The 13,958-nt window shown below is 44.8% G+C and carries 14 protein-coding genes; 12 read left to right on the forward strand and 2 right to left on the reverse strand.

Features of this window, described 5'->3' with window-relative positions; translation table 11 throughout:
- Nucleotides 1-5: 5 nt before the first annotated feature.
- Both K6Y21_RS02595 and gltS read right to left on the reverse strand, forming a co-directional pair.
- Entirely contained in the window at nucleotides 6-404 is a 399-nt protein-coding gene (locus tag K6Y21_RS02595) for an acyl carrier protein (RefSeq protein WP_233070124.1), read from the reverse strand.
- Between the two features lie 722 nt (nucleotides 405-1,126).
- Complete coding sequence (gltS, locus tag K6Y21_RS02600) at nucleotides 1,127-2,350, reverse strand: sodium/glutamate symporter (protein WP_233070125.1); 1,224 nt, start codon at nucleotides 2,348-2,350, stop codon at nucleotides 1,127-1,129.
- A 945-nt stretch (nucleotides 2,351-3,295) separates the two neighbouring features.
- Between gltS and K6Y21_RS02605 the strand changes: the two genes are divergently transcribed.
- From K6Y21_RS02605 to K6Y21_RS02665, 12 genes are all read left to right on the forward strand, one after another.
- Nucleotides 3,296-3,688 carry a VOC family protein gene (locus K6Y21_RS02605; RefSeq protein WP_233070126.1) on the forward strand — a complete coding sequence of 131 codons (393 nt, stop codon included), beginning with the start codon at nucleotides 3,296-3,298 and terminating at the stop codon, nucleotides 3,686-3,688.
- The gene (locus tag K6Y21_RS02610) at nucleotides 3,675-4,364 is read left to right on the forward strand and encodes a penicillin-insensitive murein endopeptidase (RefSeq protein ID WP_349629454.1); all 690 of its coding nucleotides are present in this window, start codon (nucleotides 3,675-3,677) and stop codon (nucleotides 4,362-4,364) included. The genes K6Y21_RS02605 and K6Y21_RS02610 overlap by 14 nt, the downstream gene beginning before the upstream one ends.
- 21 nt (nucleotides 4,365-4,385) lie before the next feature.
- Nucleotides 4,386-4,640: a cysteine-rich CWC family protein gene (locus tag K6Y21_RS02615; RefSeq protein ID WP_233070127.1), complete on the forward strand. Its 255-nt coding sequence runs from the start codon at nucleotides 4,386-4,388 to the stop codon at nucleotides 4,638-4,640.
- Between the two features lie 33 nt (nucleotides 4,641-4,673).
- Entirely contained in the window at nucleotides 4,674-5,450 is a 777-nt protein-coding gene (locus tag K6Y21_RS02620) for an aminoglycoside phosphotransferase family protein (RefSeq protein ID WP_233070128.1), read from the forward strand.
- A 116-nt stretch (nucleotides 5,451-5,566) separates the two neighbouring features.
- The gene (locus K6Y21_RS02625; protein ID WP_233070129.1) at nucleotides 5,567-6,175 is read left to right on the forward strand and encodes an MSMEG_1061 family FMN-dependent PPOX-type flavoprotein; all 609 of its coding nucleotides are present in this window, start codon (nucleotides 5,567-5,569) and stop codon (nucleotides 6,173-6,175) included.
- 87 nt (nucleotides 6,176-6,262) lie between these two features.
- Nucleotides 6,263-9,043, forward strand: a complete 2,781-nt coding sequence (locus K6Y21_RS02630) for a hypothetical protein (protein WP_233070130.1) — start codon at nucleotides 6,263-6,265, stop codon at nucleotides 9,041-9,043.
- A complete protein-coding gene (locus K6Y21_RS02635; RefSeq protein WP_233070131.1) occupies nucleotides 9,037-9,729 on the forward strand; it encodes a hypothetical protein in 693 nt (230 codons plus the stop codon). The genes K6Y21_RS02630 and K6Y21_RS02635 overlap by 7 nt, the downstream gene beginning before the upstream one ends.
- A 74-nt stretch (nucleotides 9,730-9,803) precedes the next feature.
- Nucleotides 9,804-10,091 carry a carboxymuconolactone decarboxylase family protein gene (locus K6Y21_RS02640; RefSeq protein WP_233070132.1) on the forward strand — a complete coding sequence of 96 codons (288 nt, stop codon included), beginning with the start codon at nucleotides 9,804-9,806 and terminating at the stop codon, nucleotides 10,089-10,091.
- Between the two features lie 33 nt (nucleotides 10,092-10,124).
- Nucleotides 10,125-10,724, forward strand: a complete 600-nt coding sequence (locus K6Y21_RS02645; protein ID WP_233070133.1) for a LysE/ArgO family amino acid transporter — start codon at nucleotides 10,125-10,127, stop codon at nucleotides 10,722-10,724.
- A gap of 295 nt (nucleotides 10,725-11,019) precedes the next feature.
- The gene (locus tag K6Y21_RS02655) at nucleotides 11,020-11,406 is read left to right on the forward strand and encodes a hypothetical protein (RefSeq protein ID WP_233070134.1); all 387 of its coding nucleotides are present in this window, start codon (nucleotides 11,020-11,022) and stop codon (nucleotides 11,404-11,406) included.
- A gap of 674 nt (nucleotides 11,407-12,080) precedes the next feature.
- Entirely contained in the window at nucleotides 12,081-13,253 is a 1,173-nt protein-coding gene (gene ltrA, locus K6Y21_RS02660) for a group II intron reverse transcriptase/maturase (RefSeq protein ID WP_233070135.1), read from the forward strand.
- A gap of 242 nt (nucleotides 13,254-13,495) precedes the next feature.
- The gene (locus tag K6Y21_RS02665; protein ID WP_233070136.1) at nucleotides 13,496-13,876 is read left to right on the forward strand and encodes a hypothetical protein; all 381 of its coding nucleotides are present in this window, start codon (nucleotides 13,496-13,498) and stop codon (nucleotides 13,874-13,876) included.
- The last annotated feature ends 82 nt before the right edge of the window (nucleotides 13,877-13,958 follow it).

Raw genomic sequence — 13,958 nt, forward strand, 5'->3', positions numbered from 1 at the left:
TCTCCTTAAGCTGGCACGGCTTCGTTTGCTGCGTGGGCGTTAGTCTTAGTGGTAACAAAATCAACTAACACACTGACGCGAAAGAAGATGCTGGGATCTTTGTCGCGATAAAACTCATCTAATAGGGCGCTATCTAGGTGAGGGTAATCGCTGTCAAAGCGCGCCTTAGTTGCCGCGCTGATCTCACCCGTGTCGTCAACAAAGCTGCCTTGTTGTAAAAACGCGGGAAAGATATCACCAGGTGCTATGGTTAATTGATAGGTCTGCTCAAGGGCGTAAACAATATCAACAAAGTCGATGGACTCTGCTGCTAGGTCATCCACTAAGTTCGCTTGTGGTGTAATTTCAGTTTTTTCTATACCTAATACTTCTTCTAAAAGGCTTGTTACCGTTTGCAAGATCATAACGTCTCCTGTTGTTTAATAAATCTGCGACTAAAAACATAACAGTAAATAAAACCCTTTGAAAACAATAGTTTAAATTATTTTTTTCAATGAAAAAGGGGAGCCTCTCTCGTTCTTTTTGATAGAAAAGATAATAGTGTTTGGGCTGTTTTTCTGTGGCTACCTATTGGTTAGTTGTTTACTGGTTAGTGTTATTGGCTCCTTTTTTAGTGAAAAAAACCAAAATAACGCTCTATTCTAGGGTTGACGAAAATCGTCAATAAAATCAGTTGATTGGGTGGGTTTTGCTATTCTTTAACTGTATAAAATAGCGAAATAGTTGGAGTGTTTTTAAGAACCAAAATGTGTAACGAATCAGTTAAAAGTATGGGAAATGTGAAGCGCAAGGGTTAAATGGGTAACATCTGAGTAACAAGTGGTGGTGGAATGAGGAGCTGGGGGGGGGGAGGACGACGGCAGACATCGCTGCTTCACACTAATGTATGCGCTATGGGGGCTTATTTTAAGTACGGTCGGATAGAATTAAGTGGAGTGTTAACAAGGTAAGTGAAAGCATTCCGAAAACCTCGTATGCCTAACAAGGAAGCGGAACCCGGAGCTATTTTGGTACCATGCCTCAATCAGTGGGATAGCATTCAGTCAACCGCATCTGTGGTCTAACAAGGTATAGGGCATACCCGCAGTGCTATTGAGGGATGCCCGTCCCCCTTTGCATCGGGCCATTAGTTCATAAAGCTCAGATATCCTTGAAGAATAATGGCGTTAACAATATCGATGAAAAATGCACCGACAATGGGGACGACCATAAACGCTTGAGGAGAAGGCCCAGTACGCGAGACTAATGCCCCCATATTCATCACTGCGGTTGGCGTGGCACCCATACCAAAGCCACAATGACCACCTGACATCACGGCGGCATCATAGTTTTTACCCATGAGTTTAAAAGTGACATAAAAAGCGAATAAAGCCAGCACGAGCGCTTGGGCAAACAGGATCACCAGTAGCGGAAGGGCTAAATCAAAAATTTCCCAAAGCTTTAGGTTCATCAGTGCCATAGAAAGAAACAAGGCGAGAGCCACTGTACCTAGTAGGTCAACACTCTGTTTATTGATCTTAAAGCCACGTGATACTTCAGTTATATTTGTGATCACCACACCAATGAACAGGGCATAGACAAAATCAGGCATTTTAAGTAACCCCAACTGATAAGTATCGATGAGTGTGGATACCCATTTGGCCCCTGCGACACATAACAGCATGATGAAGGTGACTTCTAGCACGCTTTTTGGGGTGATCCTGTCTTCTTCTAGCTGATCATAGGTCACCAGATCGGGATGATCTTTGTGGTGTTTACTGCCCGTACCATAGCTAGATACAAGCTGGTGTTTGCTAATTAGTCGCTGCGCAACGGGACCGCCAATAATGCCTCCTATCACTAACCCAAAGGTGGCGGCGGCCATGGCAAACTCTAACGTTTCTAGGCCGTAATCTTGAGAAAAGGTTTGCGCCCAAGCCACACCGGTACCATGACCACCTGATAAGGTAATGGAACCGGCAACCAAACCCATTAAAGGTTCAAGCCCTAGCATAGATGCAAGGCTTACCCCCACACCGTTTTGGATGATAATATACAGTGATGCCACGCCAAGAAATAAAATCACCTTACTGCCACCTTGCAAAAGTAGCTTATAGTTGGCAGCCAAACCCACAGAGCTAAAAAACATGAGCATTAAGGTGTTTTGCATCGACAAAGAGAATTCAAGACTGATGCCGTTGAAATGGAGCAAGGTGATCACACTGGCAACAACTAAACCGCCCACGATTGGCTCAGGAATATTGTACTTCTTTAGAACTCGAACTTTGCGGTTGATAGTGTGTCCGATAAACAAGACTAATATTGCGATGAGAAATGACTCAAGTTCGCCGATAATGATAACTGAATTCATGGGGCTTCCTATTCTAAACGTTTAGGCTTACTAAAAAGATATTTCTTTTTGGGTAGTGGGTATATAGGTGATAACCCTTAGCGTTGTAATCTTTTTCTGTGCCGATAAGGCGCTAATTATCATGGGGAAATATCACAACAGTCATCTACAGCCATGGTATTAGTGTAGAATATAACGCCATTACTTACTTCATTTGCTCCAATGGGCATGCCGACTGCTTAGACTGCTAACACCAAGTAGACAGTGAAAAGCAGACCCGTTACCCAAAATGGATGGATCAATAGGGGGTCTATAGACAATGATACTGATCCAATGGATGGCCGTAATGACCATGTTCCCTTATATGGCACTAGTGATGGCTGTGATATTAGCCTTGCTTTATTGGCGATTTAAACGAAAAACATCCCTATTGGCTGCAAGCCTTTGGTTGAGCTATTTTGTTTTTGAATTGCTCAACTTTTTGCGCATCACGTGCAGTGGAGAGTGCAATATCAGATTCGATCTATTGATTATCTATCCTTTATTGCTGTTGTCGGTTGTGATTGCCGTTATTGCTCTTTTCATGGCACCAAAGTCTCGCGTTGGATAACTACCGTCCCCAAAAATACGCTTGCGTGTAGCCAGGGTGAGCCCATGAACGTGCAAAATGTAATCAAATTAGTGAATAAGGTGGAATTTTTTATTCGAAACGCCGTGAAATCATCCATCAATAATTGATGATGACCTAACTACCACATCCTTGCAGTAGATATTCGAGTAAGAAAACACCACCTATCGCTTAAAAACAACTCATGCGTTTGCCCTGTGCGTGAAGCAACTTTGTTATAGATGGATATCAAACTGGTTTGTCGCCATTAAAAAGTGCATGCTAATTCCATTCGTTCTCTATGGAAGGGGTTGTGCTAAAGTATTGTCAACTATGGATATAAAGAGAGCAATGAGAGAATGAACTTAAACCAAGTGACTTTAGCCGTTCACGATATGAAATTGGCGGTGCAGTTTTATACCGCCCTTGGCTTAGTACCTATCGTCAAAGATGAGCATTATGCACGCTTTGCTTTTCCTGATGGCGATGCCAGCTTCTCGGTGTATCTTGATCCTGATAAGTGCGCGTTAGCATGTAGAGGGGTAGTGTATTTTGAACATCAGCAACTGGATGAGTTGGTTGGTGAGCTAAAAGCGAAGGGCATTGAGTTTGAGCATGAGCCCACAATGCAACCTTATTTATGGCGAGAAGCTACCTTGAGCGATCCCTCTGGCAATAAGATCAAATTATATTGGGCGGGTGAGCATCGCCTTAATCCGCCTTGGAAACTAAAGAATCATGATGCTTTATAAAGTCAGTTTGCTGTTATTGTGGGTGTTGGCGGTGGCACCCTTAAGTTGGGCCCAGGCTAGTACTTGTTTTGGTACGACGTCTAACGGACGATTAGAACAAGGCGTGAAGCTGCCGAGCTCGGGCACTAACTATGAAGGTTACAGTACTATTGCTCAATTGGCAGGGCGAACCTATGTGCACTCAGCGGTTTACGACATAGTAGTGAACAGCTATGCCCGCCTTGAAACCATGGCGCCAGAGAAGGTGTATAAATATGCCGAAACGGGTTTTGCTGAAGGAGGGCGCTTTAGACCCCATAAAACCCACCAAAACGGCTTGTCGGTTGATTTTATGACGCCGATGAAAGACAAGGCCGGTCAATCGGTTCATTTACCCACCCATCCCTTAAATAAATTTGGTTACAATATCGAGTTTGATAAGCAGGGCAGATACGACGGTCTTGAAATAGACTATGATGCCCTGGCGGCTCACATTGTGGCATTACATAAAGAAGCCAAAAAGTCAGGCCATGGGCTGTGGCGGGTTATCTTTGATCCCACGTTGCAACCCCCTTTGTTTAAAACCGCTTATGGGAAGTACTTAAAAGCCAATGTGCAATTTTCTAAAAAACGCTCTTGGGTTCGCCACGATGAGCATTATCATGTCGATTTTCGAGTCGCGTGTAAGCCACTCTAAGTAGTATTAAAAGGCGGTATTTTGGATAAACAAAGCGTTACACAAACAAATCAGCTGACAGACAAACCCGACCCCTTGGTGTGCCCACTTTGTGGCCAAGCGAATGCGTGTGTCAATTTAGCCGAAAAAGACGTCGCCAAATCCTGTTGGTGCAATGATCCCAATATCCGTTTTCCGCAGGAGTTGCTTGGACAAATCCCCGCAGAAAAGCGGCGCAAGGCCTGTGTTTGCCGCGCCTGTGCCTTGGCCTTTCAACAAGCCCAGTTGGCAGAATAAGGCCGTCACTCATCTATTAACCTAGGAGTCATGATGGAAGTACTCAATGGTGGCCGTGAAGGCAGTATATTTCGTATCCAAGATAAGGTGGTTCGCCCCGCAGGCCCTTGGACAGAGACTATCCATAGCCTATTGCGCTACCTAGAACATGCGGGATTTAATGCTGCGCCTAAGGTGCATGGGATGGACGAGCAGGGCAATGAAATCTTGTCTTACCTTGAAGGGGAGGTGTTCAATTACCCGTTAACGGGCAACATAGCATCAAAGCAAGCCCTTGTTAGTGCAGCAAGGTTATTACGTGAATACCATGATGTAACCAGTGAATTTATTGCTCAGCAAAACGTAGGAACAATGCGGTGGATGCTACCTGTTCGCGAGCCTATTGAGGTGATCTGCCATGGCGATTTTGCGCCCTATAACGTGGTGCTCAATGGTGAGCAAACCATAGGCATAATCGATTTTGATACCGCGCATCCAGCGCCGCGCAGTTGGGATCTAGCCTATGCACTGTATTGCTGGGCTCCTTTTAAAACTCATGAATATGATGCCATGGGGAATTTACATAGCCAAATTGAGCGAGCAAAACAGTTTTGCGATGCCTATGGCGTGAGTGCTGAGCAGCGTGAAACCTTAGTTGATGCCATGATAGCTAGGATCCAAGCCTTGGTTGATTTTATGCTCGCACAGGCTAAAGCCGGTAACGAGGCGTTTATCGCTAATATCCAAGATGGCCATCATTTAGCTTATCTTGCCGATATGGATTACTTACGCGCGAATAAAAGGGGGATCAGCCAAGGTTTAGGCGCTTAAACTTACTCTATCTATTTTGTAACTCATTGTTTTTAATTTGTGTTATGGCATTGTTTATGGAATGCTCACAGTTGTAATATTGAAATAATCGAATTTAGTCGTCATGGAGTACTCGGATGCAGTTAGCGTCATTTGATCAGGTAAGAGATGTACTGGGGGAGCCTAATCCACTCGCCGCGAAGAAAATATATGATAAGTTAAACCCGCGGATGCAGGCCTTTATCAGCACTTCGCCCTTGGTGATGCTCTCTACCGTGGATGAAATGGGTTTTCCGACCATTTCACCTAAAGGCGATGAAGCCGGTTTTGTTAAAGTCTGTGATGAATATACCTTGTTACTTCCTGAGCTACGTGGCAATAATTTGGCTTTCTCAATGCAAAACATCCTGACGACTAACAATAAAGTGGGACTGATTTTTCTAAGGCCGGGTACCATGGAAACCTTACGGGTTCATGGCTGTTGTAGGCTTCGTAATACCGAGCCGAGCGACGAAGTTGCAGGTGTCACTCACAGAGCCTTAATGGTGCTAGAAATTGCCGTCGACAGTGCTTATTTTCATTGCGGTAAAGCGTTTTTACGCAGCAAGATATGGGACGTTAACACCTATTTAGCGCCGATGAAAATATCCTTTGGCACCGAGATAGCCGAGAACACAGGGAAAGATGCGGCTTTTGTTGAGCAAGCCGATGCAGGGGTAAAAGAGCGCTATAAAACGGATTTATGATTGAATCGATGAGCTCGTTGTTAGCGGCTTAGCACTTTAGCTGCATCATAGTTACTCGTACCAACTTAAATTAATAGGCCTCCTCTAATGGTCAATAAACAACTTAACTCAATTTGCGAAAGTCATGAGCAGGTGCAGCAGCAATTAGCTGAGCTTGGCAGCTACGACTCGCCTTGTTTTATTTTGATTACGAGCAACGCTGCTCAGCAGAGCGTTCGTAAAGCCCTAAATGTCGGCGCGAGCCGTGCGCAAATCGCCATATCTGAGCCAATCACCCTAACCAAGGATACTTGGCTGCTTGTAGTGAATGAAGCGCACACCGAAGTAAAAATATTGGCCAATGAGATGCTAACGTTGGTGAAAGAAAGCGGCTCACTTATCTGGATTGGCGTATTTCGCCATAACTCGATAGGCAATCCCCAGCAAACCTTACGATGGAATGTTCAGCAATTACAAAGTCTTATACAAGATAATCAAAACACAAGTGGCCTAGCCATTAATGATTTTACCGATAAGCGAAATTGGCCTGGCATTGAACCCTATTTATCAAATAAACAAGTTGCTGCCTCTGACCAAGATGAAGCTAACCTGCCTTTGGAATCAACCAGAAAACCTAGCTGGTTACGCCGTATGTTGAATGTGTTTTCAACAAATGAGAAGGGCAATAAAAGTGCCCACCAAGAAGGCTATCTAAACTATGCAGAAAGCGTGTTAGCGTTTCCCCTTAACGAAGAGTTAATTCGCCTTGCCCCCTTTATTGTTCATTTACCCGCAGGTGAACTGCTTTGGCAATATGTGTTAACCGGCGAGCATGGAAACACGATCCGAGAACAAGATATATTACTGGATTTAGATCATGTTTTAGTTAGTCTGCATGCCAAACGTTTCGCGCCTGATTTTTTTGAAGACATTTGCGATAAAATATGTAGGTCAGGGTTTCCAGAGCAAGCTGATATCTTTGATGATCTAGACCGCATCTTGATGCCGTTAGCGAATGAGTTATTAGCCGTTGATGAGTTTGTACAGCAAAAGCGGGATTGTTACTTACGGATATTGGATATTTTTTATCACCTGTTTGACCAAACGCCTTTTAATGACGACTTGTTTGAACAGTTAGTTGAAGATGAGGACACGGCATTTCTTACTGAAACTGAGTATCAGCAAAGGTATGCCATTACAGAGTCGGTAACGGATGAATTAAGCTGTAGCCAAGCCCAAACCCTCAGGAAAATATTGGATGGTTTGGAGTATGTGTCTTGGCTTGATCACAGTATTATCAAGAAAATAGCGCGCTTGAGAAGAGAGACGAGAAAAACGTGCGATCCAACAGGTTGGGCATTGCAAGGAGAGCGCAATGAATGGCTGTTGGCTGCGATACTATTGGCCTTTGACAGCCGTGAACAGGTATTCGACCAATACAGCGCTGCATTGAAGCAATTAGTTGATGATCATTTACACCGTGCCATTTTAGAGGATTTCTCGGATGCCCTTAAACCAAGCTCAACCTTACCCGATGGGGTCACCCTTTGGTTTACACAATTTGATGTGAGTGCAACAACCGCTCAGGCGATGGCGTTAGAGCTAGGGGAATGTCTTGAGCTTGTTCATGACGCTGGAGCAGAAAGCAAAGCCCAACCCCGTTATGAATTGTTTAAGTCCTCGAGTGACTTTTATCTGGTTTTAGCCATTTGTTATTGGCGCTATTTAGCCGAGCCAAATGAGCTGTGCTTAAGAGTGATTTCACTTGCATTAGCGCTCGAGCCTCAGGCAACGCTAAATCACTTAGTGCAATTTTACGCTGGTCGACGAGCAGGCTTTGAATCAGAGGCCTTAGCGCAAGAGTTCTATCTTAGCTTGAAAAATTTCAATGTGATCGAGGAAGACTTGTTTGCCTTTAACGCACGTTTTGCTCAGCAACATGATAGCCAAGCCTACGCAGAAATCATCACGCAGTACGTTAAATTTAATGCGAATGACAAGGAAAGGTTCAATCGCGGCTTATTGAGATTGCGACCTCACTATTATCAGCGTTTCTTTACTGATGTATCACGCCTAAATCCCAGTTTTGATTTTCCAACCGCGCACGAGTATGTCGATATTTTTAGAGAAATTCATCGTCATGCCCAGCGAAATGACGAAGAAGTATTGGCAAGTTACTTTAATAAAGCCGACGTTCTTTTCGTTGATTATCTGGAATTTCTTCCCGAAGCGCTGTGTTTACCCATAAAAGCCAGCCAAGACACACGATTTATGCCTTGGCCGTGTAACTTTGCCGTGTTGCGCCTTAATCAAGATCATCTTGAGCTGGTGGTTGATTCAATGAACCGGCCATTTGATAAAGAAACTGGCCATTTGTACGTGTTGAGGGTGCTGATCTTAGGCCCAGATGTAACGAATGAGGCGGTGTTTAGCATTATTGACTCCCTGCCAGATGCCTTGCAACGCAGTGAAACCATTGAGCGCTTTGCCGTTAGATACATTGAAGGTGATATTGCTTTTGATGCGTTTAATACGGCCACTAAACATTTTATTGATCGAAAGGTTTACAGCTTAGATATCGAAGGTTACAGCCAGTACGTGGGCCACATTTTGTCTGTTATCTTGACCGAAAAAGATCGCGAAAAACGTTTGAGACTAATCAGTATATTGGCGTCACATCCGACTCATGGACAATATGTTCTGGCTGATATCTGTGCTGAGTTATACCTTGATACCTTGCTCGCAGGTGGGGCTATCAGTTTTGACGAGCGCCGAGAGATAGAGATAGAAGATTTAACCGCTCAAGGGCAAAAAGAGCTGGAAGCGTTTAAAGCAGAAACAGCAAAACAATTAGCGAGATTATATGGGGAGGGGGAGCAGGTATGCTAGATATGCAAGGAATTCTTAAAGAGTATTTACCCTTATCTGTTTACAGTGCAGGTGTGTGTGAAAAGGAGGGGGATGATTATATTGAATACCTCAATGAGTACGACTTTTCTTGGCAACCTGACGAAATTGATGGCGATACCGCGCAAATATTCACGGGTGAAACCCCCGTTATCTTTCACTCTGAAAGGCGCGGTCGTGTATCTCAAGCACTCATTGCCAAGCTAAATGGCGAAGCCTTAAGGTTGCCCGCCATTTCATTTTGTTGGGGCAGGGATCAAAGCATTATGATGGCGGATGAGCTTATCAAAGGCATATTCTTTTCGCCGATCTTAGGGGTGACCCGAACGCCAGCCACGCTACATGACTCGGCAGGACAAGAACGCCATGGCTATAGCGTCTTGTCGTTTCATAAGGTACTCACTTATGCGCGGGCTGAGTCAAGGCTAGCGACTATTCCAGTGGCAGAGCGTCAACTGCTGCGCATTAAACTTACATCATACACCAGCCTGTATTTAGCTCATCAATCGCTGTTAGCCCGATGGAAGTCCATGGCCATCAAGGACATAGCTTATGACTTTGAAGATAAATCATTGAACCTAAAGCAATTGATGCAGCGGGACTCTTACTGTAATCATGCAGGCAGTAGGCATTATACGAGTTTGAACGCTTACCAAAACAACGAATAAAAAGGCCTAACAAAAAATAACCATTTGTTTTATAGTGGTTTACTCATCACTTTTAGCTAGTTCCGGAGTCGTTCATGCTAGGAAAGCACCAACAGCCCTACGAGGATTTTTATCATTCCACCCATGAGAATGAGCACCTCGATACCAAGACGGAATTGCTAGTAGGCCTTGCGGCTGCAATGGCGATGAATTGTGCACCTTGTACCCGATATTATTTACTACAAGCTAAACAAGCGGGCATTACCCAGGGTGAGATTTCTGACGTGACGGCGAAGGTCATGGCCGTAGCAGCGGGGCAGAAAAAGCTACAAATGCAAGAGGTAATTAGTAAGTACCATATTGATTTGAATGACTTTAACTAAAATACCCTTTCCACTTTTAAAAACAGAATCACTATGACCACTTACCTTGCCGGCTTTACCCTAGGTCTTTCTTTGATTCTTGCTATTGGCTCACAAAATGCCTTTGTGTTAAAGCAAGGGTTAAAAAAACAATATGTGTTTATCATTTGTTTAGTTTGCGCCTTGTCTGACGCTATTTTAATTGGTTTTGGTGTAGCGGGATTTGGCGCTATCGTTCAGCGCTTCCCTGAGATAGAACAGATTGCCCGTTATGGCGGCGCGCTATTTTTGGCTAGCTATGCCTTGCTCAGTTTTAAATCGGCACTGACCACCAATCATGCCCTAGGTAGCAACATAGAAACAAAGGGCTCGGCTTGGAAGGCGGTGCTGATGTGTCTTGCCTTTACTTGGCTTAACCCCCATGTCTATTTAGATACCGTAGTGCTACTGGGCTCTATATCAACGCAATATCCAGGTGAGCAACTGCAGTTTGCCCTTGGTGCTATGTGTGCATCATTTATCTTTTTCTTTTCTCTTGGCTATGGCGCAAGGCTCTTAGCGCCTGTATTTAGCCGCCCTAAGGCGTGGAAGGTACTCGAGCTGCTGGTGGGCGTGATGATGTCATTGATCGCTATTTCTTTGGTGGTGGGTTAGGCCTGCTTTGCTGATGTCTTACCGGCCATGAAGCGACCAAGTTGAGTAAGGTTGAGACGGTCACCGTTGAGCAATGCTTGAGTGGAATCAATGAGGGATTGAAGTCGCTTTTTGTGAATGAAAGGGCATTGATTTTGTAGCTGTTGGTGTATGATATTAAGTTCGCGCATCTCGTTGTAATCTGGTTTGTTTTTGGCGAAATTAATTAGATTACACAACGAGATGCGTTTCTATATACTTGATAGCGAAAGATATTTTGTGGGGATTCGCTAGAGCGAGGCGTTAGGCGAAAATGATGAAAAGCATAATTGTAGTAATTTTCACTTTATTTTCTTTCTCTGCCGATGCGTGTGTAGCTCCTCGTGGTGGAGAGAAGTTTGACTCTCTAATAACGTTGGAGCGTATTAAAAAAAATCAATATAGAGTGACTGTGCCTGAGATATTGGAAGACCTAACAAGTGCAGAAATAATACTGGCATATGATAAAACGCATGCAGGTGGTATACCTATTTATGACCCATATGAAGTTTTGAAACCTGTAGTAACGAATGGTGTATCTACGGTTACCTTCTTTATAGAAAAAAAAGGAGAAGAAAAGCCTTATATATCGGTAATGTGGTGGCCTGAGAAGTGCTGTCCTTGTGGAATTCAGGCAAATACTGGCTTTATTGAGCCGGAGTAGGTTTGTGTACATAGCCTAACAAGGCTATGTTGCACCGCCAGCAAGCTGGCTGGACAATTTTCCGTGGTTCGTTTTGTGCTTTTTCGCTGCGCTAGCACAAACCGCTCCACTCCAAATTTGCCGCAAATAGCGGCGTTAGTGCGTCAAGCGAAGCTTGATGCATCTTGCAGGGTGCAAGTCCCTGTCGGGTAAGGTCTAACTCACCACCCGTATCGAGTGTTGCGCCTATGGCGGAGCTGATTTTTTTTCAGCGAACAAGATAGGTGAAGCGTACACAGAGAATTAACTAGGCCACAGGGGATGCGTGTCCCTGAAGCGCTGTTATCGCTCCGATAAATACAGTCTGACTGACGAGGTTTGTAACGCCACTGAAGTCCAAGCAAAGCAACCGTAATGAGTGAGGTTGTGGCGAGTCAGCGGAGTTATTAAGCCGTGGTATGGTTAAAGAGATGCATCAGGAACTTGAGAGAGCCAAGGGTGTTCCGCATGAACGCGGTAGGGAAGCTAAGTCAAAAAGCAAGGCCAACGATGACCCTTTGGCAGCGGAGCGCCGCCCGGTCAGACCAGCTCGTAGTAGTTTGAGACGGGAAAGCCGATCACATGGCGAAGGGGCTGGCAGTTATATCCCGTGTTTAGCAGACACATAGGCCGGACAATGTAGGGCTGGACTCACTATGATAACCGAACTAAACGCGATCACATTTAAATCACAGCGCCACCCCAAACACAGGCTTCAGAACTTATACGGATTGCTAAGGGAAGATTACTTGTACCAAAGTTGGGGGCAGCTCAACAAACAAGCGGCGGCCGGTATTGATGGCATCACCATGCCTGTCTATCAGCAGCAACTTGTTGGCAACATTACTCGACTGAGCGATGCCCTTAAGCATAAGCGCTTTCGAGCCAATGACATCAAACGTGTCTTTATTCCCAAAAGCAATGGCAAACAACGACCGCTGGGCTTGCCCACGGTGGACGATAAGTTGGTGCAACAAGGCGTGAGCCAGATATTACAAAGTATCTGGGAAGCGGACTTTTTGCCCAATAGCTATGGCTACCGACCAAATAAAAGCGCCCATCAGGCGGTGCACAGTTTAGCGTTGAATCTTCAGTTTAAAGGATACGGTTACATAGTAGAGGCTGATATTAAAGGCTTCTTCAATAACCTTGACCACAACTGGCTGATGAAGATGCTCAAACAACGCATTGATGATAAAGCCATGCTGAGTTTAATCAGCCAATGGCTCAAAGCCCGCATAAAATCACCCGAAGGGGTGTTTGAACACCCGAAAAGCGGTACGCCGCAAGGGGGGATCATTAGCCCGGTACTGGCGAACATCTATTTGCACTACGCACTCGACTTATGGTTTGAAAAGAAAGTAAAACCCAGAATGCGTGGCCGCGCGATGCTCATCCGGTACGCTGATGATTTTGTGTGTGCGTTTCAATACGCCAACGATGCAGAGCGATTTTATGAGGTACTGCCAAAACGACTCAAGAGGTTCAACTTAGAAGTGGCAGAAGAGAAAACCTCACTGCTGCGTTTCAGTCGATTTCACCCGAGTCGCAAACGGCAATTTGTGTTTCTCGGTTTTGCCTTTTACTGGGCAAAAGATGCGAAGGGTAAGCCCCGACTCAGGCGGCGAACAGGCGCTGAAAAGCACCGCGCCAGCATGAGTGAGTTTTACCAATACATCAAAGCTAAGCGGTCAAACAAGCTGAACACTTGGATGCCGCAATTGAAACGCAAACTGATGGGATACCGAAATTACTTCGGCCGCCAGACAACAGCCGCAGCCTTGATAGATTGTACAGTTATGTGCTGCACAGTTTGTATAAATGGCTGAATAGGCGAAGTGGCAGGCGCAGTTACAACTGGAGTAATTTCAAGAAGATGCTAATGTATTACGCCATAGAGCGACCAAGAGTGAGTAAGCGATTTATTCATGTTGACTGGTACTAGGAGCGTGTTGGTTTACACGCGTGAATATATAACTGAAGAGCCGGATGCGGTAATTCCGCACGTCCGGATCTGTGTGGGGTCGGCCCAGTAATGGGTCGCTCTACCACGATAGTACTAGTGAGAATTATGCATCGTCCATATAAATCCATAAATGAGATTCCTTTTGATTCAGCAGAATCTGAAGTAATTGAAAGATTTGGACCGCCAGATAGTACCGGAGTTAACTCTATTGGATTACAAGAGCTCGACTATGGAGAGAGTATCTATCGATTTGAATCAAGCGGTAAACTCGTTGAGGTCACGGTTAATCTCGAGAAGTTGGCATTAGATTCTGATGTCGTTCAATTCTGTGATCTCGAAGGCTATCTAACCAAGAAAGACGTAGGTATATTTAATAAATTCGGGTTCCTTGTTAGCCCAAAGTTTGGATTGGCTTTCGACCCAGATCATAAGCATTGGATAACGTTCTTTCGAGAAAGTGGGCTAGAGGATTGGCGCAATATATGAAAATGCACTTAACATAGCGCAGCAACGGACTGTAAAACCTGTCACTTTTTGTGACGCTGCGCGCGGCGTTAGCTATATAACG

Source organism: Motilimonas eburnea (genome assembly GCF_021295345.1).
GTDB lineage: Bacteria > Pseudomonadota > Gammaproteobacteria > Enterobacterales > CBDFNC01 > Motilimonas > Motilimonas eburnea.